This window comes from Campylobacter novaezeelandiae (genome assembly GCF_004323845.1).
Classification (GTDB): domain Bacteria; phylum Campylobacterota; class Campylobacteria; order Campylobacterales; family Campylobacteraceae; genus Campylobacter_D; species Campylobacter_D novaezeelandiae.
The window spans coordinates 85910-110762 of sequence record NZ_QPGR01000003.1 but is presented as its reverse complement, the minus strand read 5'-3'; the positions used below and the strand labels follow the sequence as shown (position 1 = coordinate 110762).

General features: G+C 27.6%; 25 protein-coding genes. 2 read left to right on the top strand and 23 right to left on the bottom strand.

Annotated elements, in window-relative coordinates:
- Nucleotides 1–2: 2 nt before the first annotated feature.
- The 23 genes from xseA to lpxB form a co-directional block, all read right to left on the bottom strand.
- Nucleotides 3–1166 carry an exodeoxyribonuclease VII large subunit gene (gene xseA / locus DU473_RS02740; RefSeq protein ID WP_131163790.1) on the bottom strand — a complete coding sequence of 388 codons (1164 nt, stop codon included), beginning with the start codon at nt 1164–1166 and terminating at the stop codon, nt 3–5.
- A complete protein-coding gene (ubiE, locus tag DU473_RS02735) occupies nt 1163–1867 on the bottom strand; it encodes a bifunctional demethylmenaquinone methyltransferase/2-methoxy-6-polyprenyl-1,4-benzoquinol methylase UbiE (RefSeq protein WP_131163789.1) in 705 nt (234 codons plus the stop codon). Before ubiE ends, xseA begins: the two co-directional genes overlap by 4 nt.
- 241 nt (nt 1868–2108) lie before the next feature.
- A complete protein-coding gene (gene perR, locus DU473_RS02730; protein WP_131165655.1) occupies nt 2109–2519 on the bottom strand; it encodes a peroxide-responsive transcriptional repressor PerR in 411 nt (136 codons plus the stop codon).
- Nucleotides 2520–2616: 97 nt separating this feature from the next.
- Nucleotides 2617–4458 carry a 1-deoxy-D-xylulose-5-phosphate synthase gene (gene dxs / locus DU473_RS02725; RefSeq protein WP_131163787.1) on the bottom strand — a complete coding sequence of 614 codons (1842 nt, stop codon included), beginning with the start codon at nt 4456–4458 and terminating at the stop codon, nt 2617–2619.
- Nucleotides 4451–5260, bottom strand: a complete 810-nt coding sequence (gene fliH, locus DU473_RS02720) for a flagellar assembly protein FliH (protein ID WP_131163786.1) — start codon at nt 5258–5260, stop codon at nt 4451–4453. Before fliH ends, dxs begins: the two co-directional genes overlap by 8 nt.
- 7 nt (nt 5261–5267) lie before the next feature.
- Nucleotides 5268–6296, bottom strand: a complete 1029-nt coding sequence (fliG, locus tag DU473_RS02715) for a flagellar motor switch protein FliG (RefSeq protein WP_131163785.1) — start codon at nt 6294–6296, stop codon at nt 5268–5270.
- A complete protein-coding gene (gene fliF / locus DU473_RS02710) occupies nt 6296–7975 on the bottom strand; it encodes a flagellar basal-body MS-ring/collar protein FliF (RefSeq protein ID WP_131163784.1) in 1680 nt (559 codons plus the stop codon). The genes fliG and fliF overlap by 1 nt, the downstream gene beginning before the upstream one ends.
- Nucleotides 7976–8089: 114 nt before the next feature.
- Nucleotides 8090–8353 carry a chorismate mutase gene (pheA, locus tag DU473_RS02705; RefSeq protein ID WP_131163783.1) on the bottom strand — a complete coding sequence of 88 codons (264 nt, stop codon included), beginning with the start codon at nt 8351–8353 and terminating at the stop codon, nt 8090–8092.
- A complete protein-coding gene (locus DU473_RS02700; RefSeq protein ID WP_131163782.1) occupies nt 8341–9108 on the bottom strand; it encodes an HAD-IIA family hydrolase in 768 nt (255 codons plus the stop codon). Before DU473_RS02700 ends, pheA begins: the two co-directional genes overlap by 13 nt.
- Nucleotides 9109–9110: 2 nt before the next feature.
- A complete protein-coding gene (lysA, locus tag DU473_RS02695; RefSeq protein ID WP_131186484.1) occupies nt 9111–10319 on the bottom strand; it encodes a diaminopimelate decarboxylase in 1209 nt (402 codons plus the stop codon).
- 9 nt (nt 10320–10328) lie between these two features.
- Complete coding sequence (locus DU473_RS02690; protein ID WP_131163780.1) at nt 10329–11387, bottom strand: LptF/LptG family permease; 1059 nt, start codon at nt 11385–11387, stop codon at nt 10329–10331.
- Nucleotides 11387–11932 (bottom strand): aminoacyl-tRNA hydrolase, encoded by a 546-nt coding sequence (gene pth, locus DU473_RS02685; protein ID WP_131165658.1) that lies wholly within the window; start codon nt 11930–11932, stop codon nt 11387–11389. The genes DU473_RS02690 and pth overlap by 1 nt, the downstream gene beginning before the upstream one ends.
- A complete protein-coding gene (locus tag DU473_RS02680) occupies nt 11929–12465 on the bottom strand; it encodes a 50S ribosomal protein L25/general stress protein Ctc (RefSeq protein WP_131163778.1) in 537 nt (178 codons plus the stop codon). Before DU473_RS02680 ends, pth begins: the two co-directional genes overlap by 4 nt.
- A gap of 109 nt (nt 12466–12574) precedes the next feature.
- Nucleotides 12575–12883, bottom strand: coding sequence for a DUF2972 domain-containing protein (locus tag DU473_RS08550; protein WP_369073353.1), 309 nt, complete (start codon nt 12881–12883; stop codon nt 12575–12577).
- Nucleotides 12884–12936: 53 nt separating this feature from the next.
- A complete protein-coding gene (locus tag DU473_RS02670; protein WP_131186483.1) occupies nt 12937–13836 on the bottom strand; it encodes a DUF2972 domain-containing protein in 900 nt (299 codons plus the stop codon).
- A gap of 62 nt (nt 13837–13898) precedes the next feature.
- Complete coding sequence (locus DU473_RS02665; RefSeq protein WP_131165696.1) at nt 13899–14873, bottom strand: transaldolase; 975 nt, start codon at nt 14871–14873, stop codon at nt 13899–13901.
- 90 nt (nt 14874–14963) lie between these two features.
- Entirely contained in the window at nt 14964–15482 is a 519-nt protein-coding gene (locus DU473_RS02660) for a chemotaxis protein CheW (RefSeq protein ID WP_131163155.1), read from the bottom strand.
- Between the two features lie 4 nt (nt 15483–15486).
- Nucleotides 15487–17790 (bottom strand): hybrid sensor histidine kinase/response regulator, encoded by a 2304-nt coding sequence (locus DU473_RS02655; RefSeq protein ID WP_131186482.1) that lies wholly within the window; start codon nt 17788–17790, stop codon nt 15487–15489.
- A gap of 3 nt (nt 17791–17793) precedes the next feature.
- Entirely contained in the window at nt 17794–18750 is a 957-nt protein-coding gene (locus DU473_RS02650; RefSeq protein WP_131163153.1) for a chemotaxis protein, read from the bottom strand.
- Nucleotides 18743–19510 carry a UDP-2,3-diacylglucosamine diphosphatase gene (locus DU473_RS02645; RefSeq protein ID WP_131186481.1) on the bottom strand — a complete coding sequence of 256 codons (768 nt, stop codon included), beginning with the start codon at nt 19508–19510 and terminating at the stop codon, nt 18743–18745. The genes DU473_RS02650 and DU473_RS02645 overlap by 8 nt, the downstream gene beginning before the upstream one ends.
- Nucleotides 19488–21131: a phosphoethanolamine transferase gene (locus DU473_RS02640; protein WP_131186480.1), complete on the bottom strand. Its 1644-nt coding sequence runs from the start codon at nt 21129–21131 to the stop codon at nt 19488–19490. The genes DU473_RS02645 and DU473_RS02640 overlap by 23 nt, the downstream gene beginning before the upstream one ends.
- 75 nt (nt 21132–21206) lie before the next feature.
- Entirely contained in the window at nt 21207–21692 is a 486-nt protein-coding gene (greA, locus tag DU473_RS02635; RefSeq protein WP_131186479.1) for a transcription elongation factor GreA, read from the bottom strand.
- Between the two features lie 12 nt (nt 21693–21704).
- Complete coding sequence (gene lpxB / locus DU473_RS02630; RefSeq protein ID WP_131186478.1) at nt 21705–22799, bottom strand: lipid-A-disaccharide synthase; 1095 nt, start codon at nt 22797–22799, stop codon at nt 21705–21707.
- A gap of 90 nt (nt 22800–22889) precedes the next feature.
- On the opposite strand from lpxB, the gene zupT reads away from it, so the two are divergent.
- Together zupT and DU473_RS02620 are read left to right on the top strand one after the other, a co-directional pair.
- Nucleotides 22890–23765, top strand: a complete 876-nt coding sequence (gene zupT / locus DU473_RS02625; protein WP_131163149.1) for a zinc transporter ZupT — start codon at nt 22890–22892, stop codon at nt 23763–23765.
- Between the two features lie 232 nt (nt 23766–23997).
- Entirely contained in the window at nt 23998–24753 is a 756-nt protein-coding gene (locus DU473_RS02620) for an ADP-ribosyltransferase (RefSeq protein ID WP_131163148.1), read from the top strand.
- Nucleotides 24754–24853: the final 100 nt, after the last annotated feature.

Genomic DNA, 24853 nt, shown 5'->3' with positions numbered 1-24853 from the left:
CTTTATAAAACTTGTGCTTGTTTTCTATCATCTTGTGAATTTAAAATTATTTTATCATTTTGCTTTAAGTCTTTTAAATTTACTATCTTGCCATCTTTTTCAATATTGACTAAATTTTTACTTTTTTGAAAAAAAGATTCGTGTTGTTTATAGGCATTTTCTGCTTTTTCTAAATTTAAATAAGCAATATTTAATTTATTTTTTATGGAAAAAAATAATTGTTGTTTTAGATGATTGCTTTGATCAATTTTTTGAGAAATTAAAACATTTAAAGAATTAGCTTTTAATATTTTTTCTAAATTTAAAAGTTCTAATTCTAAATTTTTAAATTTAGTTTGTAAAATAATTTTTAATTGCTGAGTTTTAAAATCTAAATCTTGCTCTAAATCCATTCTTGATGGAATGAGTAAATCTATAGCTGCACTAGGTGTTGGTGCCCTAAGATCTGCTACAAAATCACTGATTACATAATCAATCTCATGTCCAATAGCTGAAATAATAGGTGTTTTTGCTTTAAAAATTTCTCTGGCTAAATTTTCATCATTAAAACAAAAAAGATCTTCTCTACTACCTCCACCTCTTGCAATAATTAAAACATCAAGTCCTTTTACATCTGCTTTTTTCAAAGCATTTATTAAAGAAGACGGGGCTAAATTTCCTTGAGTTAAAGCATTAAAAACATAAATTTTTGCTAAAAAATATGATTTTTGTTCTATTATTTTTAACATATCTTCTAAAGCTGCTGAAGTAAAAGAACTTATAATACCTATTTTTAAAGGAAATTTAGGTAATTGTTTTTTATATTTTATGTCAAATAAACCTTCTTTATCTAAGCGTTCCTTTAAAGCTAAAAATTGCCCTTCTAAATCTCCAAAACCCATTTTTTTTATAGTATTAGCAATAAATTGATAACGTCCGCTCTGAGAGTATAAACTAAGACTTCCAATAAGCTCTAAAAAATCTCCTACTTTAGGAATAAAATTTAATTTTAAATTTTCCCATTTAAAAATCACACAAGAAATACTTGAATTTTCATCCTTAAGCTCAAAATACCAATGCCCTGAAGAATGGATAGTGATTTTTGATAGCTCTCCATTTAAAATAATATTTTCAAAATGAGTTTCAAGTAAAGCTTTAGCCTTTATATTAAGTTCGCTTACAGTCATTTTTTTGCCACAAACATAGAGCTGATACCAAAACTAAAATTATTAATTTTTACTATTTTAAAACCTATTTCTTGCAATTCTTTAGCTAATTCTTGTTCGCTTAGAAAATGATCAATTGAATTAGGCAAATACTCATAAGCACTTTTATTTTTGCTTAAAAAACCTCCTAAAATAGGTAAAATATTTTTAAGATAAAAATCTCTAAAAAAAGATAAAAACCCTTTCTTTTCCTGTTTGCTAAATTCTAAGATTAAAAGTAAGCCATCTTTTTTAAGAACCCTAAAAAATTCTTTTAAAGCCTTTTTCCTTTCAACAACATTTCTAAGTCCATAACTTATGCTCATAATATCAGCACTTTCATTCTCTAAAGGCAAATCCTGTGCAAAAGCTTTTATAAATGTAACTTTTTTGTATTTTTCTTTTGCAATCTTTAACATACCTTCACTAGGATCGATGCCTATAATTTTTGAAATTTTTTTATCAAGTTTTAAAGCCTCTTGTTGCCAAATATTAATCATATCAGCAGTTCCACAAGCAACATCAATAATATTTAAATCTGTTTTATCATAGTTTTTTAAAACATAATTACAAGCCCTTTTACGCCAAGTTATATCAATTCCAAAACTTAAAATTCTATTTGCTTTGTCGTAGCTAGGAGCAATTTCATTAAACATTTGAACAATTTTTTCTTGCTTTTGCATTTTATCCCTCTATTGATTTATCATATAGAATACTTAAATAAATTATTATAATTAAAAAATTTTAGCACTTTTTAAATTAGTTTATTTTTATTTCTACAACATATTTTAATCTTTCGCTCAAATGGAAAGTTTATTTCGCAAGATATTACAATAAATCAATTAAAATTATACAAGTATTTTTAGGATTTTTAGAATCTAAATTTTAATAATAAATTGAAACTGTTTAACAATTTCAATTTATCTAAAAACATTTTTTGCAACCATCTACATACGCACAAATTGCTAAATGATTTATAATATTACCAAGTTTTTTTTCTAAATGTTCTTGATACTCTTTAAGATTTGAATCTTTAAAATTTAAATCTTCTATACTGCCACATTTAGAACATATGATATGAATATGCTCTTCCTCATAGATATCATAACAAGTTTTTTGATTAGCTACATTGATTTCAACCACTAAACCTTGTTCTTGCAAAGTATTTAAATTCTTATAAACAGTTGCCAAAGAAATAGATGGATATTCTTTTTTAATCTCTGCATAAAGTTCTTCTATATTTGGATGTTCATGACGTTTTAAAATTTTTAAGACACAAAGTCTTTGTGGTGTTGCTTTAAGTTCATGTTTTTTTAACATTTCTAACAATTCCATAATCTCCACCTCTAAAAATTTACAAATAAAAATTATATAATAAAATAATTAAAACAAGTTTATATTTATTAAATAATATTTTTTATTAAATAATAAACTAAATATAATTTAAAACATAATTTGTTAATGAGTCTGTATCAAGTCCTAATTCTTTCTCTATTTCAAAAAGTTTTCCATGCTCTATAAATTTATCTTTATACTCAAAACTAATTAGTTTAATGTTTAAATTATTTTCTTGTATAAAAGTATTTAATAAACTTCCCACACCGCCTATTTTATTGCTCTCTGAAAATACAAACCATATTTTTGTTTTTTTTGCAAGCTCTTTAAGAAATTCCTCATCTAAAGGTTTAATAAAAATTAAGTCGACTAAATTTGCACTCTTTTTATTAATTTGTATATTTTTTAACACGCTCCAAGCTTTTCCAACGCCTTGCCCATAACCCAAAAAAGCAACTTCACTTTCACTCTCGATAAGCCATTGGGCTTTAGCCAATTTTATTTCACATGCTTTAAATTCATTATCTAAAATAAAACTTCCTCTAGGATAGCGAAATGCAATAGGACCTTTATGATGATAAGCATATTCCATAATTTTTACCATCATAGCTTCATCTCTTGGTGCAACAAGAGTTAAATTTGGCAAAGGTAATAAAAAATTAATATCAAAAACTCCTTGATGAGTCTCTCCATCTTCACCAACAATTCCTGCTCTATCCATAGCAAAAATAACATTTAAATTTAAAATAGCACAATCATGAATTACTTGATCATATGCACGCTGTAAAAAAGTGCTATAAATAGCTATAAAAGGTTTAAAACCTTCTTTTGCCATAGCTGCCATGGAAGTTACAGCATGTTGCTCTGCAATAGCCACATCCCAAAATCTTTGAGGATATTTTTCTATAAGCTTATCAAGTCCTGTTCCGCTAGGCATAGCCGCAGTAACTCCGACTATATTTTCATATTTATTTGCTAATTCTAATAAATTTTGACTAAAAATTTCAGTAGCACTTTTTTTATCTTGCTTCTTAAGACTTTCTCCATTTTTTATATTAAAAGCACTAACCCCATGCCATTTAGCATGTCTTCCTTCAGCTAAAGAATAACCCTTTCCTTTTATAGTTTGTGCATGAATAACACAAGGTTTTTTTATAAGTTTTGCTTGTTTTAAAGCAGCAATAATTTCATTTAAATTATGCCCATTAATAGGACCTATATATTCAAGTCCTAATTCTTCAAATAAAAGCCCAGGTGTAATTAGTTTAAAACTCTCCTCAAAACGCTTTGCCATATAGGTTGCACCATCTGGCAAAAAATCAAGCATTTTTTCTACTCTTTTTTTAAATTTTTGATAAAATTGTGTTGCCATTGCCTGAGAAAGATACTTAGAAATAGCTCCTATTGGTTTTGAAATACTCATTTCGTTATCATTTAGTATAATGACACAAGGATATTTTCTATCACCCAATTCATTTAAAGCTTCATAAGCCATTCCAGCACTTAAAGCCCCATCTCCAATTAAAACCACAGGTAAGCGATCTTCATTTTTTAATTTTATAGCTTTACAAGCCCCAATGGCTAAAGAAATTGAAGTACTAGAATGCCCCGCAATAAAATAATCTCCTTCATTTGGTTTAGTGTATCCACTAAGTCCTTTAAATTGACGTAAAGTATGAAAAATATTTTCTCTTCCACTTAAGAGTTTATGAGCGTAAGATTGGTGAGAGACGTCAAAAATAAAAGGATCTTTACTGTGATCAAAAACCACATGCATTGCAATACTAAGTTCTACAGCACCTAAATTTGAACTTAAATGTCCTCCATTTTTTGAAACCACCTCTATAATTTTCTCTCTTAAATTAAAAGCTAAGTCTTCAAGCTCTTTAAGACTTAAATTTTGAAGCTCTTTATGAGTATAGGATAATCTCTTACTCATTATTAATCATTCTTTTTATTTTTTCTAATCTTTGATTAAGACTTGATTCTATATTTCCTAAATCACTTAATATTACAACGCTTCCTTTAGAGATTGCATCATCTAAAGTAACCTTAATACTAAGATCATTTTTAAATTCAGATTTTAAATAATCATAATCACTACAATTTACTCTAATATCTATTTCACTAGCACCTTTTAATTCTGAAACCAAATCCTTTGCTAAAGAATAGGCAATTTTAGAAGAATTATTTTCTACTTCTTTTAAAATTACTTCCTTTGCAATATCTATCGCAGTATCTGCTAATTCCTTTTTGTTTTTTTCAATAAATAAATCTAAATTTTTACTTGCTTCATCAAGTTTTAAAATACTTTTTAAATATCTTTCTTTTAAATCATTTAATTCTTTTTCAAACTCTATTTTAGCGTTGTTATAACCTTCTTGTGTAAATTTTTCCTTTGCACTCTCAAGCTCAGAATTAAGACGGTTGTTAAATTCACTTTCTTGATTTTCAATTTGCATTTGAAGTTTAATAATATTACTTGACATTTCATCTGTTTTTTTAAGTAAATCTTCTACAAAACTTGGTTGAAAATCAAGCTGTTTTTCTTCACTAATTTCATTATCTTTTAAAGCAACTTGTTCTTCCTTAGAAGCTACTTCATTATCATTTTTAATTTCATTATTGATATGAGATTTTTCTTGCTCATGATTAAATTCAGATATAACTTTAAATCTATAGCCTTCAACAACATGTTGCTCATTATCTTTTTTAGAAATTACATTACTACGATTTGCCATATTGTTCCTATTCTATCATTTCATCTGCATCGCCTGTTTGTATTAGACCTTGTTCTGCTAATTTTTGAACTGCTTCAACCACTTTTCTTTGAGCATCTTCAACATCCTTTACCCTTACAGCTCCTAAAAATCCCATTTCTTCTAAAAAAGCTTCACTAGCACGTGATGACATATTTGAAAGAAATTTTTGTTTTAATTCTTCGCTTGCACCTTTTAAACCTATCATCAAATCTTTTTTATCAGCAACTTTTAAAATTTCACGAATCGCATTAGTGCTTAATTTGCTAATATCATCAAAAGTAAACATAAGTTCTTTAATAGTTTCAGCTAAACGCTCATCACTTTGCTCAATATAAGTAATAGTAGATTTGCTTGCTTTTTGCCCTAAACGATTGAGCACTTCTGCCACAGCCCTTGGACCGCCCACTTCAACCTTATAAGAAGTAAGACTTTCAAGTTTACTTTCAAGCACAGCAGAAACTCTTTTGATAATACTTGGAGAAATATCACCAAGATTAGCCATTCTAATTACAACTTCAGCCCTTAATTCATCACTAAAATACTCTAAAGTTTCGGCTGCATGGATTGAGTCCATGTGAGCTAAAATAAGGGCAATAGTTTGAGGATGTTCTTTTGTAATAAAGTCAGCAAGTTGTTGTGGTTTAATTTGTGCCAAATAAGCAAAATTTTGGTTATTCTCCATACTTTTAGTAAGTTTTTCAAGGATTTTATTAGCAATATCAGGGCCAAAAGTACGAAAAAGTATTTCTTTGGCATATTCCAAACCACCGCTTTTAATGTATTGATTTGACTGAAGCAAGGTATAAAACTCTTCTAAAACCGCTGTAGCTACGGATCTATCAACATTCTTGGCCATAGCTATATATCTTGAAATTTCTGTAATAACATCAATTTCCATATGCGAAAACACAGCCGTTGTAGCATCTTCTCCAAGTTGAATTAAAAAAATTGCTACTTTTTCAGGCATAGATAAATCATCATAAATCATTTTTTGTTCTTCGCTAAGCTTTATCATTACATATCCTTCTCGCTAAATTCAGAATCATTTTGAACCAAATTTTGAAGTAAAGCAGCAATCTCTTCACTTTTATCAGTCACAAGTCCTCTTAATTTCTCAAGCAAAACTTCATACTGAATAGAATCTTCATTGAAGTTATCACCAAAACCAAGTTGTTCTTCAACTTTTTTCCTTGCTGCATTAAATTTCTCTATAGCATCTTCTGCTTCATCTAACACCAAACCAGGAGCTTGTTGTTGCTCTTCTGGGGTTGCATCTTCGAGCATTTTTTGCATAAAAGGACCAATAACTTTTTTGTAAAAAATAAAAAGTAAAATAGCTGCAATAAAATACTTAACAGGCGGAATAAATGGTTCAATAAAGCGTGAATAAAAGGTTCTAACTTTACTTTCCACTTTAATAGACTCACGATGAAAAGGTAAATTTCTAACTACAACAATATCACCTCTTGCTGCATTATAATTAATAGCACTTTGTACCAAACTTTCTATATTTTTAAGTTCTGTATCACTTAAAGGTATATACTCATTTTGAACATTACCATCTTGATCAACAACTTCTTTATATTTTCCATCAATAGCAACAGCTGCTGAAGTTCTAATAATAGTAGCAAATTGTTTTTTGGTATTGGTTATAGTTTTAGATAATTCATTATTAGTTGTTACTTGATTTTTTTTATAAAGCTCTACTTGACCTTTATTATCAAGCCCTTCAACTGGACCTATATTAGAAACAGCACCAGGAACTCCTTGAATTTCAGGCTCTTTTCTACCTTCTCTTTGTTCTTCTAAAGTCTGTTCGCTTCTTACTATAGGATTTGGATCATAAATTTCACTTTGAGATTCTTTTTTAGAAAAATCAAAATCTATATTCACATTAACTTCTATTTTATCAGTTCCACCGGCAAAAGGAGCTAAGGTTGATATAATTTTTTCTTCAAGCTCTCTTTCTTGATCTCTTTTATATCTAACCTGTGCAGCAATTACATCACTTTCATAAGCTTCTAACTCATCTAAAGGCGCTCCACTTTGATCACTAATTCTTACATTGTCTTTAGTAAGCTTTGGAACCGCAGCCGAAATGATATTTTTAATCCCATCAATTTGTTTCCTTGTAAGCTTTAAACCTTCTTTAATATTAAGCACAACAGAAGCGGTAGGAGGAATTTGTCTTTCAGTAAAAACACTTTCTTTTGGGAAGGCTATATGCACAACTGCTGATCTTATAGGCTCTAAAGTTTCAATAGTCCTAGCAAGCTCCCCTTCAATTGCTCTTTGATATTTAACTTTTTGCTCTTCATTGGTAGCACCAAATTGTTGTTGATCAAAAGCTTCAAAACCAACGCGACTATCCTTAATAAGACCTTCAGATGCAATAATCATTCTTTGTCTATAAACTTGATCTTGGGGAACTAAAATTGTATTTTCATTTTGCAAACGGTAAGGAATACCACTTTGTTCTAATTTTGAAACAATAGCAGCAGATGAACTTGGTTTTACATTCTCAACCAAAATAGCGTAGCCATCTGAAGTAGCACTTCCTGAGTTACGATATAAACTTAAAAAAACTAAAAATCCAACAACCACAACAATAGAAGCCGCTATAACTATACGTTGTTTACGGCTTAAATTTTGATAAAGTTGTCCAATTTGATGGAACATATTTTTAAAATCCATATGCAACCTTAATAAATTTACAAATAACTATTTATTTAAACTGAAAATTATATTACAAAAACTTAAAAAAACATATTTATTGTATCAAAAATCTATTAAGAGTTTAATAAAATCTTAATCTAAATTCTGTATTTGCTTTGATATAAAAAAAATTTCCCTATAGATACTTTTAATCATGTTTGAATTTAAAAATTTATATTTGACATTATTTAAACGATCTAAAATATATTCTTCTCTTTTATGATCATAAATTTCTTGAGCGTTACTTTGCTTTATTTTGCCTATTTCTTTAACATAAGACATTCTTTTATCAAGCAAATACAAAATTTGATCATCTAAAGCATCAATTTGTGCTCTTAATTCATTTAAATCTTGCACTTTAACTCCCCTAAAAGTTCTAAAACGCTAGGATAAATTTTATCAAGTAAGCTTATATCAATTCCTTTAGTATCGCTCATTTTTCCACTTAAGACTAAAATACATTTCATATTTAAATTTTTAGCTTCTAATAAATCTCCTTTAAAATCATCACTTACAATACAAATATCTTCAAAATTAATTTGTTCATTTTGTTTTTGAATGAGCTTTAAAGCTTCTTTATAAAAAGCTAAACTAGGCTTTCCTACTACTTCATAATTAAAATTTGTAGCATTTTTAAGCATAGCCATAATACTACCTACGCCTGGATAGAGTCTATTATCTTTTTTATAAATACTTGTCTCATGCATAGCAATTACTCTAATATCTTTTTTAATAAGCTCTATCATATTAGCAAAATCTTTAAATTTGAAATCATCATAACTAGAAATTAATAAAGCTTCAGGATGATTAAAATCAAGCTCAAAACCTAAATTTTCAAGGCTAAATAAAAACTCTCTAGCTCCAAATGCCGCAATCTTGCAAGGCTTTAAAATATCTTTTAAAACATAAAAAGGATCAATATAAGCATTATCTTTAATGTCTAAGCCTTTTTGCTTTAAGATTGATAAAAAATCAAGCTTTTTTGTATTGTTAGTAACAACAACATAAGGCATGTTATTTGAATTCAAATAAGAAATTAACTCTTTAGCACCAGAGATTAAACTCTTATCTTTATCCGAAAGTAAAGTGCCTTGAACATCTAAAAAAAACATTTTTAATCTTTTAAAAATTTTTCTTCTAAAATTATTTGATCTTCAAAACTTTCTCTTTGACGTATCATTCTTATTTTACCATCTTCTAAAGCTAATTCACATACACGATTTCTAGTATTATAATTACTACTCATACTAAATCCATAAGCACCTGCATCATTAATCACTAAAATATCACCACTTTGTGTTTGCTCTAGCAATCTATCTTTTGCGAAAAAATCCCCACTTTCGCAAATTCCCCCTACAATATCACAAAGACTTTTTTCTCCTTCATTGTAAGGCATGATAATTTCATGATACGCTTCATATAAACTAGGACGTATTAAATCATTCATTGCTCCATCTACTATAACAAAACGTTTTGTTTTATTGTGTTTTTCATAAAGAACAGAACAAACAAATTTCCCACTTTTAGCTACTAAAAAACGCCCTGGCTCCATTCCTATAGTTACATCAAGCCCACCAAGCTTTGATAAAATTCCTTGTGCATATAAATAAAGATCTGGTCTTAAATCATCTTTTTCATAAGCTACACCAAGTCCTCCCCCTATGTCAAAAAATTTAATATCAATTTTTAAAGCTTTTAATTCTCTTACAAGCTTTGCAACAATTTCTGCAGCTTCATAAACAGGAGAAAGATCTAAGAGTTGAGAACCTATATGAAAATGTATTCCAATAGGTTCTAAATAAGAAGATTTTTTAGCATAAAGATACATTTTTTTGGCTTGTTCTATTTCTACCCCAAATTTATTTTCATTAAGTCCGGTAGAAATATAAGGATGAGTTTTTGCATCTACATCAGGATTAACACGAATGCTTATTCTTGCTTTTACATTAAGTTTTTTGGCTACATTCTCTAAAAGTAATAATTCAGATTCACTCTCTAAATTGATATATAATATATCATAACCCAAAGCTTCTTTAAGCTCTTCTTCGGTTTTTGCTACACCACTAAAAATAATCTTATAAGGTTTAGCTCCTGCTCTTAATGCTCTTTTTACTTCTCCTATGCTTACACAATCAAAACCGCTATCAAGTTTGACTAACATTTGTAAAAGGCTTAAATTAGAATTAGCTTTTAAAGCATAAAAAATCTGAGATTTTCTTGCCTTAAAAGCCTCTTTTAGTTCTAAAAAATTTTTCTTTATTTCATCAAAATCATAAATATAAAAAGGAGTATTAAACTCATTCCTTAAACTTTTATAATCCATCTTAACCCTTTAACGATTTTTATAATACATAAACAATGCAAATAATGCTAAAAGCACTATAGGCAAGATAATACCAAATTCAGTTAAAATAACTCCATTTTCACTTAATCTTGTAAGCAAAAATAATAATCCCCAAACACCAAAACTTACAAGAAAAAATATAAAACTTACAAAGGCCAAATTAAAAAATCTAGCTGTTATAGGAAAAAAATAATATATTATAAGCATTAAAAAAGGTGCAAAAAACGGAGTAAAAACCAATTTATAAAGAGAAATTTTTATAGAATGCAAACTAATGCCTTGTTCCTTAAATAAAAATAACCCTTCTAATGCATCTTTAATAGAATAATCACTATTATTTGCCACGCTTTCAATAATCTTAGGTTTAAAGCCTTCTAAAGTTTTTAAATCTTTAAATTCTTTACTTTGTAAGCCTTTAGCGCTTACATTATACTCATTTGGAAGCAATGTTAAACTTCCCTCCTTTAAAATCCAAAAATCATCATTAAAAATAGCTTTTTTTGCAATAACAAATGATGTTAGATTGAGATCTTTAGTGTTAAAAATTTTAATATCCTCAACCTCATTTTGAGCACTTTTAACCTTATCAATATAAATTAGATCATCATTAAATTTTAGAAAAACTCCACCACCTTGTTTGATTAAAACACCATTTTTTATAATATTTCTTTTATAATCATTAGCATAAGCAAATGAAGTAAAATTAAGTCCTATAAAAACAAAACAAAAAAATAAAGCCCATAAAAAAGGAAATAAAATAACTAAATTTTTACTCAATCCCAATGCATAAAAACTTACAAATTCATTACTTCTAATCATATTGATTAAACTTAAAATCAAAGCAAAAATTAAAGAGATTGGCAAAAGATAAAATACAGCACTACAAGCCAAAAAAACTACATAAAGCAAATCTAAATTTGCAGACTTTGGTAAATCTTTAAAATTTAATAAAAGATCAATACAAACAAAAAAACAAAGTAAAGATAAAAAAATAATAAAAAAATTTTTAAGATAAATCCCTGAAATAAAACGAAAAAAAATCCACATTATAAAACTTTTAAACTATATTTTGAAGCAATATGAGTTATATCATTTGAATTAATGAGTTCAAACAAAGCGTCTTTTGCACGATCTAAAACTTTATCTAAAATTATTTTTTCATCTTCATTAAATTTAGACAAAACAAATTCTTTAATATTATTTGATCTTCCAATACCTATACGCACGCGCTCATAATCATTAGAACAATATTCATCTATACTTTTAAGTCCATTATGACCGCCACTACTTCCTGCTTTTTTAAATTTCAAAGCTCCAAGTTTAAGATCTATATCATCGTGGATTACTATAATTCTTTGGCATTTATAAAAATCTTTAACAGCTTTTACGCTTAATCCTGAATGATTCATGTAAGTATTTGGTTTTAAGAATAAAGAAGAGTTTATTTTATATAACTCTCCTTTAAATTTAGCATTTGTAATTTGTAAGAAATTATAATTTTTAAGAATTAAATCAACAAGCATAAAACCAACATTATGCCTTGTATCCTTATAAGTATCTCCTATATTGCCAAGTCCTACAACTAAGATCACCTTGCTTTTTCTACACCTACTACTGCTACTCTTTCAGCGTCAATAATGCTTACACCTTCTGGAACAACCACATCTTTTACAAGTAAAGCATCACCTACGTCTAATTTACTAACATCTAACTCAAAAAAGTTAGGTAAATTTTCAGCCTTACATTTAACTTTTAATCTTCTCTTTGACTGAATCAATACACCTTTATTTTTAAGCCCTATTGCAGTTCCTATAATTTTAACAGGAATCATATATTTAGACACTACACCTTTTTGTGCAACTTTTAAATCTACATGCTTAAGTTCTGCGGTTACAGGATCTTTTTGATAATCTACTATAACAACATTTAAAACTTTTTCACCTACTTTAATATCAAAAGCAAGTGTAGTTTTTTTACGCACTTCTTTAATAAAATCATTAAGCTTAAAAGCTGCATGAATATTTTCAAATCCTTTTGCATAGATATTTGCAATTAGATAACCATCTCTTTTTAAAGCTTTAGCAGCTTTTCTACCGATACTCTCTCTAATAATACCTTCTAGCATTTTTAACCTTTCGTAAAATAAAACCCTTATTCTATCAAAAAAATCTTAGCTTAATTTAAAAATTTATATTTTTATGTCTTAATATCTCATCTATCTATATAAACGATAATTAAGCTCTCCCATCTAGCTCTTTACACATTCTCTCAAATTCCTCATAATATTTCCAAGAAGCTATGATATCAGGACGATGCTCTTTAATGTGAGTAAGCTCATAATCAAGTATGTTTTTAATATATACTCTTAAATCTTTGTTTTCTTTTAAATAATTTAATATATCTTGTTCATTTATAAAATTTTCTTCTTTAAATTCAATTTGCTCTTTTAAAAATACACTAAATTTTAAAAGATAAGTTTTTACTTCTTCAAAAAGTTCTTTATGTTCTTTTAAAATGTTAAAATCATTCTCATCTATATAAATACTTAAGTTTTCATAATAAGTATAATTTTTATCTAGTATAAAAGATTTAATATCTATGCTACATATAGGGGGGGGGTATTAGATAATTTTGCTTCACATATGTTTAATCTTATATCTTTTGATAAATAAGGAAAAGTTTTTTTATCTAGTAAAAGATTAAAAGGAAGCAAATGAGCAAATTTATTCCAGAATTTATGTTCAAATTTTTCTTTATCTTTTATATTAGGTGGATTAAAATCTAAAATTTTTGCTAATTTGTTCATGGTATTAAAAGCTATTTTACTATCTAGCTCTTTACAATCTATATAAAAGATTTTAAATTCTTTTTTACTTTCTAAAAATGCTTTTATGTTGGAATAGTAGTTGAAATTGAGTGTTTTATTTGAATTTTTCCAATACTTTAAAGCCTTAAGGCTTGGTTTGACTTCATTTTCTCTTCTCTTGCCTAAATATAAAATTTTAAACACTTCATTTAAATCATCATTTAAATTTATTATTTTTTTACCATCATTGGATTTTCCATGATTAATAAAAGTTTTAAACCTCGAGATAGGATCTCTTGTTAAAATGAGGATTTTGGTAGAATTTAATATATGAGAGAAATTTGGTATAAATGGTGATTTACCAGAAAAGTGAAAATCTAAGTAAAAGTTTTCATCTTTTTTTAACCTATTATTGGCACTTGTATATTTTACATTACTTCTATCATAGACTCTTACCCTATTTAATCGACATAAAAATAAAAAATAATTTAAAGCTCCATGACCTGATACATCATAAGAATGCTTTATAAATTTATAATTACTTGGCAATGGTTTAAGATATCTTATAAATCTTAAAACTATATGTCTTTGATAAAGTTTTAATAATTTTACAAATCTATATAAAACCCAACGCTTAAAACCTTTCTCTTTTAAAACTTTAAAAGATTTACTTTTTAAAGGATTTTTCATAAACTATTCCTAAATAATAATTTTATATTTTATTATAAATTACTTTTTGAGTATAAGATATTTCAAGATAAAGCACTTAAAATATCTTCATAAGCTATACAAAATTGCTCTAAACCATCGTCCATTAAATTTTTATAGGCTTTTTGTAAATCATACAAAGAAACAATTTGATTTAATTTATCATAAATTTTAGTATTATCTAAAGGAACTTTAAAAGTACATTTTTCATTAAAAGCATCAATAGCATCAAGCGGGGCTGTATTGATACTATTTTCAAAAAATAATTCTTGAATATAATAATCTTTTGATAAAGTATTATCTTTAACTCCTGTGCTGGCAAATAAAGCACGAATATTTGGCTCATTTTTAGAAACAATATCATTGTAAATTAAATTTGCATTTAAAACACCGATAGATCCTTGCTCTAAAACATTAATACCAAGGAATTTATCAAAACGACTTACAAAAATACTAATCACAGCTTTTGGGGTTTTTGCATTAGCTAAATGTGAATTTTTTTGATAAAAATATTTTAAACCTTCATTTAAAGCATCAAAACATTTTTTACCTTGATCTTGTGAAAACACCAAGGTTGCATTAACGCTAATACCTTCTTTCATAAGTTCATACATTACCTCATAAGAAGCCTCTGTAGCTGGAATTTTCATCATCACATTTTCTTTAGCTATAGCATTAAAAAGTCTTTTTGCCTCACCTAAACTTAAACTTGTGTGATTATAAAGTCTTGGATCAATCTCAAGACTAATAAAACCATCATTGAAATTCATAAAATGGGGCATTAATTTATCTGCTGCTTTTTTAATGTCGTTAATTGCTAATTCTTCATAAATTTCTTTAGCTTTTTTTCCTTTTAATTTAATAATTTGGTTTTTATAAAATGATGAATTTAAGATAGCATTTTTAAAAATACTAGGATTAGAAGTAGCTCCATTAATTTTAAAATTCAATAAATCTAAAAATTCTTTTTCTAAAAAATTATTTTCAATAAAATCACACCACAGAGAAAATTTTTTCATAATTAAACCTTTGTTTTTAACTGAAAATATAGCGGATTTTACTTTAAATTATAATTTATAAGAAGATTTGATGGGAAAATCCCATCAAATTTAGAATTCACGTTTTAGAAGTGCTTCGACTTTAAGTATGGTAAGAATATTTTCATCTCTTTTACCTATACCATAAATCATACCTTTATCTTTTACTAAAGTTTCAGGTGGCGGATCAATTCTGCTTCTGTGAATTTTAATCGCTTCTGTCAATCTATCTATAACAAAACCAGCATTTCCACCAACACCACTACCATTTGTCTCTCCTCTTAAAACTATATATCTAGTTTGAGGAGTCATTTTAGAACTTCCTAAATTAAAACGTTGTGCCAAATCAATAAGTGGCATAACATTTCCACGCATATTAAATACACCTAAAACATAATCTGGCACACTAGGGACTCTAGTGTATTCTATAGGCTTAATAATCTCTTGTATATTAAGAATTGGAATAGCATATTCTTCATCTCCAACTACAAAACCAACTAGTTGGATTATATCATCTTCTTTATGATCTTGAGGACTAGCTATCTGAGCTTGCTGTTTTTGCAAAATTTGTTCTAATTTATCATTACTCATACTCTTATCCTAATTTTAAATTTTTTCTAACTACATTTTCTAAATATTCCGGAGAATAAGGTTTTGTAATATATTCTGTCATTCCTACTTCAACACCTCTTAAACGATCTGTTTTGCTTGTTCTTGAGGTAACTGCTATTAATGGAAGGTTTCTATATTTAGAATACTTCCTAATCTCACCAGCTAAAGTATAACCATCCATTCTTGGCATCTCTATATCTATAAGCATAGCATCAATATCATGCTCTCCTGATTTAACAATGTTAAGTGCTTCAACGCCGTTAGTTGCTTCTATCAAACTCACCCCTAAAGATTCTAAAGCTTTTTGCATCAAAGTTCTATCCATTTTAGAATCATCAACGATTAAAACTTTATAATCACTTGGCTTTTCTTTTACTTTTTTAACATTTGATTCAAGCTGAGCTTTAATATCAACTTTTATTTCTTTTGCCATATCCATCATAGCTGCTACATCGATAATTAAAGTTACCCTACCATCACCTCTTATAGTAGCTCCTGCTATTCCTGTAATATTTTGTAAATAATCACCCATTGATTTAATAACAATTTCTTCTTGCCCTACCAAAGTATCGACTATAATACCAAGTTTGCTTTCTGCTACACCGATAACAACCACATAAGTTTGATCACCACTTTCAAGAACTTGCTTAACTCCAAAAACATCTGAAAGTCTTACAAGCGAAAGAACCTCATCTCTTAAGCGCAATACATTCTTACCTTCTATGGTGTAAATATCATCAATCGGAACTCTAACCGTTTCAAGAACACTTGCAAGCGGAATAGCATAAAATTCTTCTTGAGTACCTACAAGTAAAGATTGGATAATTGCCAATGTTAAAGGAATTTTTAATTTAAATGTACTTCCTTTACCCACTTCGCTATCAATTTCAATCACACCATTAAGTTTTTCAATATTGGTTTTAACAACGTCCATTCCAACGCCACGACCTGAAACATTTGTCACTTTTGCTGCAGTAGAAAAACCTGGTTTAAAAATCAAAGCAAAAGCTTCTTTATCACTCATTTGATCTGCTTCTCTTTCAGAGATTAAATTTTTCTCTATAGCTTTATATTTTAATGCATTTGCATCAAGTCCTTTACCATCATCAGTAATTTCAACTACAATGTGATTTCCTTCATTATAAGCCTTAAGTTGAACAATTCCTTTTTCAGGCTTTCCACTAGCTACACGAGTAGCTGGATCTTCTACACCATGATCACAAGAATTTCTAATCATATGCATTATAGGATCGCCTATTTCTTCAACGATAGATTTATCTAGCTCTGTTTCTTCGCCTGTAATTTCAAGTTCAATCTGTTTTCCAAGTTCACGACTTAAGTCTCTAACAACTCTTGGAAATTTATTAAATACCTTTGCAATAGGTTGCATTCTTGTTTTCATTACAGCAAGTTGTACATCTGTTGTAATAATACTTAATTGGCTAACAACCTGGTTAAGCTCTTCAAGGAATTTTTCACCCTCATAACGCTCTTCAACATCATCATAAATTTTAAGCAAACGGTTTTTTCCAAGTACTAATTCACCAATTAAATTCATCAAATGATCAAGTCTCTTAACTTCAACCCTAATAGTTTGATCCATAGATGCACCGCTACTACCAGTAACAGGAACCTTTTTTTCTGCAGGAGCACTTGTTTTTGTGTCCGCTGGTTTATTTGGAGAAACAGATGAGGCTGATTTTTGTTGCTTTTTCTGTGCTCTTCTTGCTTGATCTTCAGCCTTTCTCACTTTTAAAAGTCTTTCTATTTCTGCTTCAACTTCAGAATCATTAAGCTTGCTAACATCTATATCTGGTTCTGGAGTAGGTTCTGGTTCTTGTTTTTCCTCTTTTACTTCTTTATTTTCTTCTATTTTTTCATTAGAAGTTGGCGCCTCTCCTTCTGAGATAGCAGTAAGTTTAGAACAAATAGGTCCAATATCCATGCCTATTGCTGTATCATTACCATTATCACGGATAGAATTAAGCAAAGTTTTCATTCTGTCAATAGATTCTAAAACAACGTCCATTATATCTGGAGTGATTTTAAGTTCACCATGTCTTGCTTTATTTAAAACATCTTCCATATGATGTGTTAATTTTGTTAAAACATCAAAATTTAAAAAACTTGATGATCCTTTAACGGTATGCGCAACACGGAAAATTCTATTTAATAATTCTAAATCTTCTGGATTTGATTCAAGCTCTACTAAGTCATGGTCGATTTGCTCAACTAGCTCAAAAGCTTCAACCAAAAAGTCTTCAAGTATTTCTTGCATATCTTCCATATTTTACCCCTGTTGTTGAGATTGATGTTTTTTTAAAACACGAGTTATTTCAGAGAAAAAGTCACTTGCATTAAATTTAACTAAATATCCTTCTCCTCCAGCTTCTTGAACACCTTTTTCGTTCATAAATTCATTAGATAAAGATGAATTAAAAACTATAGGAATATCTTTAAATCTCTGATCTTCTTTAACATGTGCAGCAAAATGAAAGCCATCCATTTGAGGCATTTCAACATCACTTACAATAATCTTTAAATTGGCGCCCAAAGAATCTCCATAAAGCTGACTCAACTCTTCTAGCTTATTGATACCTTCTACACCATCTTTTGCTTCAACTACTTGCAGTCCTATTTGTTGGAGCATTTCTTTAACACGTTTTCTAGCTGTTAAACTATCATCTAAGATTAAAGCTGTCCCGCTAAATTTTTCGATTTTGCTAAGATCGATATCTATTTTAGGCGCATAAATTCCTAATTCTTCCACAATACTCTCAAGATCTAAAATAAGCAAAACCTCATCATTTTCGATACGTGTTACACCCGTGATCTTACCCTTATCTAAAGCTCCAGATCCTGCAGAAAAAGTAGCTGGCTCTATATCTTTCCAGTTTATACGACGAATTCTTTTAGCCTCATGAACAATAAAACCAATAAGAATATTACTAAATTCTGTAATTATTACTCGTGGCTTTAACATAGTCCCTTCTGGCTCGGTAATTTGCATCCACTTTGCAAGATTAACTACAGGTATTACAACTCCACGAAGATCAAAAATACCTTCAATGTAATCAGGCACACCTGGTAATTCCGTAAGACTTGGAATCTTGATAATTTCTCTTACTTTAGAAACATTAACACCATAAATTCCTTCATATACTTTATCGTGTCCTTGTTTAAAAATACGGAAATCAACAAGTTCCATTTCATTTGAACCTGTTTTAATTATATTTTCATCAAACATTTTGACCCCTCAAATTCTGTTCTTGAAATTTGATTTCTTGGCTGTATTCTACTACAAAAAAACTTTCCTTATATGCAAAACTATTTAAATTAAAATATTTTATATTTTCATTATTTAAAATAAAATTTTGATGATAGTGTCCTTCTACAACCCAAGCATTATTGGTGTTATATTTTTCATATCTTTGATAAATTAAATTTTCAAAATTGTTAATTTTAAAAAAAAGATTTTTCTTTTTTTGATTTTCCAAAATTCGTTTTGATATAAAATCGAAAGTAATTTTATTTAAAAAATTTAAAAAACAAAGTAAAGAATGTCTTCTTAAATTTTTTAAAATAAACCCTAAAAAAGGATTTAAAAAAATATCCCCATGTGCTAAAAAAAAATCTATTTTTTCACCTTTTTCAGTATAAAAAATAGCTTTTAAAGGCTGTTTTTTTAAAGGAAAAATCTTTACTTTTTTAAAAAAATAAGAAAGATTAAAATCATGATTTCCTTCCAAATAAAAAATTTCCACATCATTACTAAGCTCTTCTAATAAAATAATATATTTTTTTGCAAAATTATGCGTAGCAGAAATTTCACCTATTAACAAATCAAATATATCACCCATTAAAAAAAGTTGAGAAGTTTTAACTTTACCTTCTTTTAAAGCACATAAAAAATTCCAAAACCCTCTTCTTTGTTCATTTTCATGAGCATCAGCTATAAAAATAGCACCATTTTTAATAATCACTTCATCTTGCAAATGCTTTTTCATTTTTTAATTCTTTATCATAATCTACACCTTGATTAAGCATTCTTTTTCTTTTTTCATTAAATTTAGGATTTAAAATATCTCTTGTGGCATTATAATCTTTTATCATAATCCCCCCCCCCAATGTACATAAAGCATGAATTAAATCATCACTCATAAAAGCTTTACTTTTTGCTTTTATAATTTTCTCATAAAGCTCTTTATGGTTTTGCTTAAAAGTATCACTTACTATTATTAAAAAGGGGATCTCAGCTGTAAAACGAGAAGGCTTAAAATGGCCTAAAAAACCTTTATCTTCATATAAACTTTCAGAATGATCACTTAAATAAATAATAACAGAATCTTTATCTTTAAAAAGATTAAACACTTCATTAACTACAAAATCATTATAAAGTACAGCATTATCGTATTCTGCTACTAGCTGTTTTTGTTTAGTATTTAAAGAAGAAGTATTAATGTCTTTAGCACTAAATTTTTCAAAATCTTTAGGATATCTGTATTTATAATTTGCATGAGTGCCTAATAAATGAAAAATAAAAAAATCATAATTGTTTAAATTTTCTTTCGCAAAAGGCAATAAAACTTCATCATATTTTGAAACAATGGTTTTATCATCATTTGTAATAGAATTAGCAAAAATACTTTTATTTGCACGACTCGCAATTGCACTTGTAATACTTGAAGGAAGAGATGCTTTTTCTTGATTAGAAATAAAAATACTCTTATAGCCTGCTAGATTAAACAAATCAACAAGATCTAATTTATCTTCCCAAACCTTATCTTCATTACTTGCAAAAGTTAAGACCCTAAGCAAAGAAGCTGCAGTATGCGCAAAAGGAGAAATTACATCATCAAATTTTATTAAATTTCCTTCTTTTTCAAGTTTCTTTAATCTAGGATTTGTATCAAGCTCATAACCATATAAGCTCATATGATTACGTCCTGTACTTTCTCCTATAATTAAAACCACATAAGGAATTTTTTCCTTAAGTAAAACCTTACCTTTATAGCCTTGAGTAATATTTTCATAATTTTTTATATAGCTTTTGTATTTCCCATATAAACTATCATTACCAAAAAATTCATATGTTTTATTTAAAATACGCAATAAAGCATTTTCATTCAATCTTTCCAAAGCTCCAAAAGAGTCATTTTTGATAAAAAATTTATTTATAAAGTCTACAGACAAAATAATAATTACAATAAAATAAAAAATTATAAAAATTTTTCTTATTTTAGGATAAGTTTGTTTTGGATTTTTTAAGAATTTTAATACTAAAAATACAGCTATTACAATGCCTAAAATACTCAATAAATCCTTAAATCCTATAAAAGTAATTAAAAATTCATAACTTTCTCTTAAATTAGTATCTAATAAAACTTGTATTAATAAAGGATTGATTAGGGTGTGATAATTTAAAAGTAAAAAACCCTCAAATATAAAATCTAAAACCGCAAAAACTAAATAAAAATATAAAAAATATTTAGTTTTTTGTTTTAAAAATAAATAAAATAAATGTATTAGTACAACTTCAAATACTAAAGAATAAATTATACTTTTAAAACTTCTACTTAAAAACCAGTTAAAATCATGAATATATAGAATATAAATAAAATAAAGCATTAAAATTATATTGCTTAGGTAGATTAAAAAAATAATTTTAAAATATTTTTTTAAAAAAGCTAAGAAATTTGACACTTAAAACTCCAATTTTTCATAAAAAATGTCTATAATTTCAAATTCACTTTCCCCTTTTGGCAAACGCACTCTAAACTCATCACCTACTTTCTTACCAAGCATGGCCTTTGCAATAGGTGAGTTGATAGAAATGTAGCCTTTTTCAAGATTGCTTTCACAAATTCCAACCAAGGTATATTTACTTTCTTTTTCACTATCTATATCCATAATCACAACACTAGAGCCAAATTTGACACTATCGTGCTCATAACTTGAAGGATCTATCACTTGGGCTCTTGCTAAAATATCACTTAACTCTGCTATACGGCTTTCAATTAAAGCTTGTTTTTCTCTTGCGGCATGATATTCTGCATTTTCTTTTAAATCCCCATGACTTCTTGCTACATCAATTTCAACAACCACTGCTGGACGCTGATTATCTTTTAAATCTTTTAATTCATTAACTAATTTTTTATAGCCAAATTCACTCATTGGTTCTTTTTGCATTTTCTATCCTTTTTAAATTTCATGAAGTATTTTAGCTAATTTTTTTGCACTTCCAAATTTTAAATACTCTTTTAAAAAATCAACTTTATCAAAAAATATCTGATAATTATAGTTTATATAAGAATTATAAAGATTTTGCGCTTTAACCTCATCTTGTAAAAATTCAGGATTTAAAGGCTCTTTTCCTGCAAAATCACAAATAATATTTGCAAGTCCTATATGTTTTAATTTCACAAATAATTTTGCTATAAAAATATCAATAGCCTTTGCTCTATAAGCTAAAACAAAAGGAGTGCCCACTAAAGCCGCTTCTAGTGTAGCTGTGCCACTACAAATAAAAGCAAAATCAGCTTTTTTAAGGAGTTTTGGGGTATTGCTTTCTATTTTAAATTCTTTAATATCACCATAAATTTCAAGTTTATTAAGATTAAATGGAGGAACACAAAGAATTTTTTCACCTTTAAATTTTTTGGAAAGTTCTTTAAAAATAGGCATTAATCGTTTAATTTCACTTTTTCTTGAACCAGGTAAAAAAGCTATAATTTTTTCTTTTTCCTTTTTTAAAAGGATCGATTTTTCATTTTCTTTAGTCTTAAAATCTTTTATCTCATCTAAGAGTGGGTGCCCACAATAAATACTTTTACTAAAAAATTGATCATCAAAAGGTAAAATAGATGCTAGAATATCAAAATGACTCTCTATAATAGGAATACGTCCTTTTTTCCAGGCCCAAACTTGAGGCAAGATATAGTAAATTCTTTTTATTTTTGAATCATTTTTTTTTAAAGCCTTTGCAAAAGGTATGTTAAATGCGGGTGAATCTATACATAAAATTGCATCTATTTTTTGAGTAAAACTTAAATTTACAAGCTCTTTGATTGCCCTTTTTGCCTTAAAAATCAAAGGCAAAATCTCTATAAAACCCATAGCGCTAAATTCATGAGAACTATAAAGAGGTTTAGAATTTAAACCAAATTCTTTAGATAAGGTCTCATCATAAATTCCTAAAAGATTAAAATCTTTAAAATTTTCTTTATAGACTTTTAAAATTTCCTTTAAATGCAAATTTGCTGATGGTTCTAAAGCGCAAACTAAAAAAGTTTTCATTATCTAACTCTTTATCAAGATTAAAATTTAAATTTTAACCAAAACTTACTTAAACTATCAATCATTAATAATTTTGGTTATAATATTTTTATGGAATTTACACTAGAACAACTTTTAATAGCGATAATTTTAACTATACTTGCTGGATTTTCAACTGCAATTGGTTCAATAATTGCTTTTTTTAGTAAAAATGATAATTTAAGAATTCTTTCTTTTGGACTTGGATTTTCAGCTGGAGTAATGATTTATATTTCTTTTATGGAAATTTTACCTTCTGCTTTGATTGATTTTAAAAAATATTATAATTCAAGCTATGGAGAACTTCTAGCACTCTTATGTTTTTTTGGTGGTATTTTTCTATCAGCTATTATTGATAAATTTATCCCAGAAGATGTTAATCCACATGAACCAAAAGAAGATTTAAGCGAACTTAAAATTTGCCCTTTACCTAAAAAAAATGAAAAAACTCCACATTTTCATCCTGGAGAACCACTTAAAAAAATCAACACTAAAGCCTTAAAAAGAACGGGGATATTTACTGCTCTTGCTATAGCCATACATAATTTTCCTGAAGGATTTGCCACTTTTATTTCAAGTCTTGATAATCTTAGTTTTGGTATAGCTATAGCCGTTGCTGTTGCTATACACAATATTCCAGAAGGAATGGCAGTTTCTTTACCTATTTATCACGCTACAAATGATAAAAAAAAGGCTTTTATTTATTCGGCTCTTTCTGGAGTAGCTGAACCTATAGGAGCTATTGTTGGTGCATTTTTAATTTTACCTATTATGAATGAACTTACTTTAGCTATTACCTTTGCTGTAGTAGCTGGAATAATGATCTTTATCTCTTTTGATGAATTACTCCCCGCTGCTAAAACCTATGATAAAGCTCATGATAGTCTATATGGATTAGTTTTTGGTATGGCTGTAATGGCAATAAGTCTAATTTTGTTAAATCCTTAAAAATAAACTATTTAATTTTCAATCTTTTTTAAAAATATTTCTATAAAAAATTCTATATAGCTCTAAAACTTATTTAAATATATTACTTTTTGTAACATAAAATTCTATGGTATTTCTTTATATTTAATACTATTTATATCTTAATTTACTATTTTATACATAATTTTCCTAGAAAAGACACTTATATAGTATATAATCAATTATAACCCAAATTCAAATCAAAGGAGTGCAAATGAAAAAAATCATTTTTTTACTTTTGTTTTTAGGATTTCAGGCATCTTTAATGGGATATTATGATGATGCAGGTTATAAAAAATTTAAACATGGATGGGAAGCAATAAATTGGTGGCTAAAACTTTATGGCAATAATGTTTTGTCTCAAGAAGAGAAAAATATAGTTTATCAATATACTTATGGAGATTTTGTAACAATAAATAGCAAATTAAGAAATGGAGAAGGACTTTCTTCTTTAGATGAAAAACAAAAAGAAATGGTAAAAAAGCTTGATCAAGCTTTAGGAAAAACAATTATATTTGAAAATTTAATAGTTTATCGTTATGAAAATCTAAGTTTTATATTTAGACTTTTAGATAAAAGTTATTTTTCTCAAATTTATAAAGATGGAAAATTTACAGAAAGGGCTAAACATTATTTAGAATTTATTAATCATAAAAAATACAGAGACTATGGGTTTATGTCTACTACTACAATTAGAAATAGTGTATTTCAAACCCGACCTGTTGAACTTGTTATAAAAGTTCCAAAATACTCAGATGCACTTTTTGTTTCTTTAAAGGGACTTGCTGCATTTGAAAGTCAATATGAATTACTTTTTCCAAGAAATAGGGTTTTAAGTATAGAATCTTATGAAATATCCAAAGATCATAAAAAATTAACAATTTATGTCAAAATGACAGGTCCTTGTTATATCAATCAACCTTGTGAAGTTGAAAAAGTAGACAATTTAAAACAACCAAAAGAGTTCTAACGATTTTAAAGCCATTGCAAATTGTAATGGCTTTAAATAAATTAAGCCAAAACCAAAACTCTTAGATTATTATATAATCATTACTTACTTTAAAATAAAA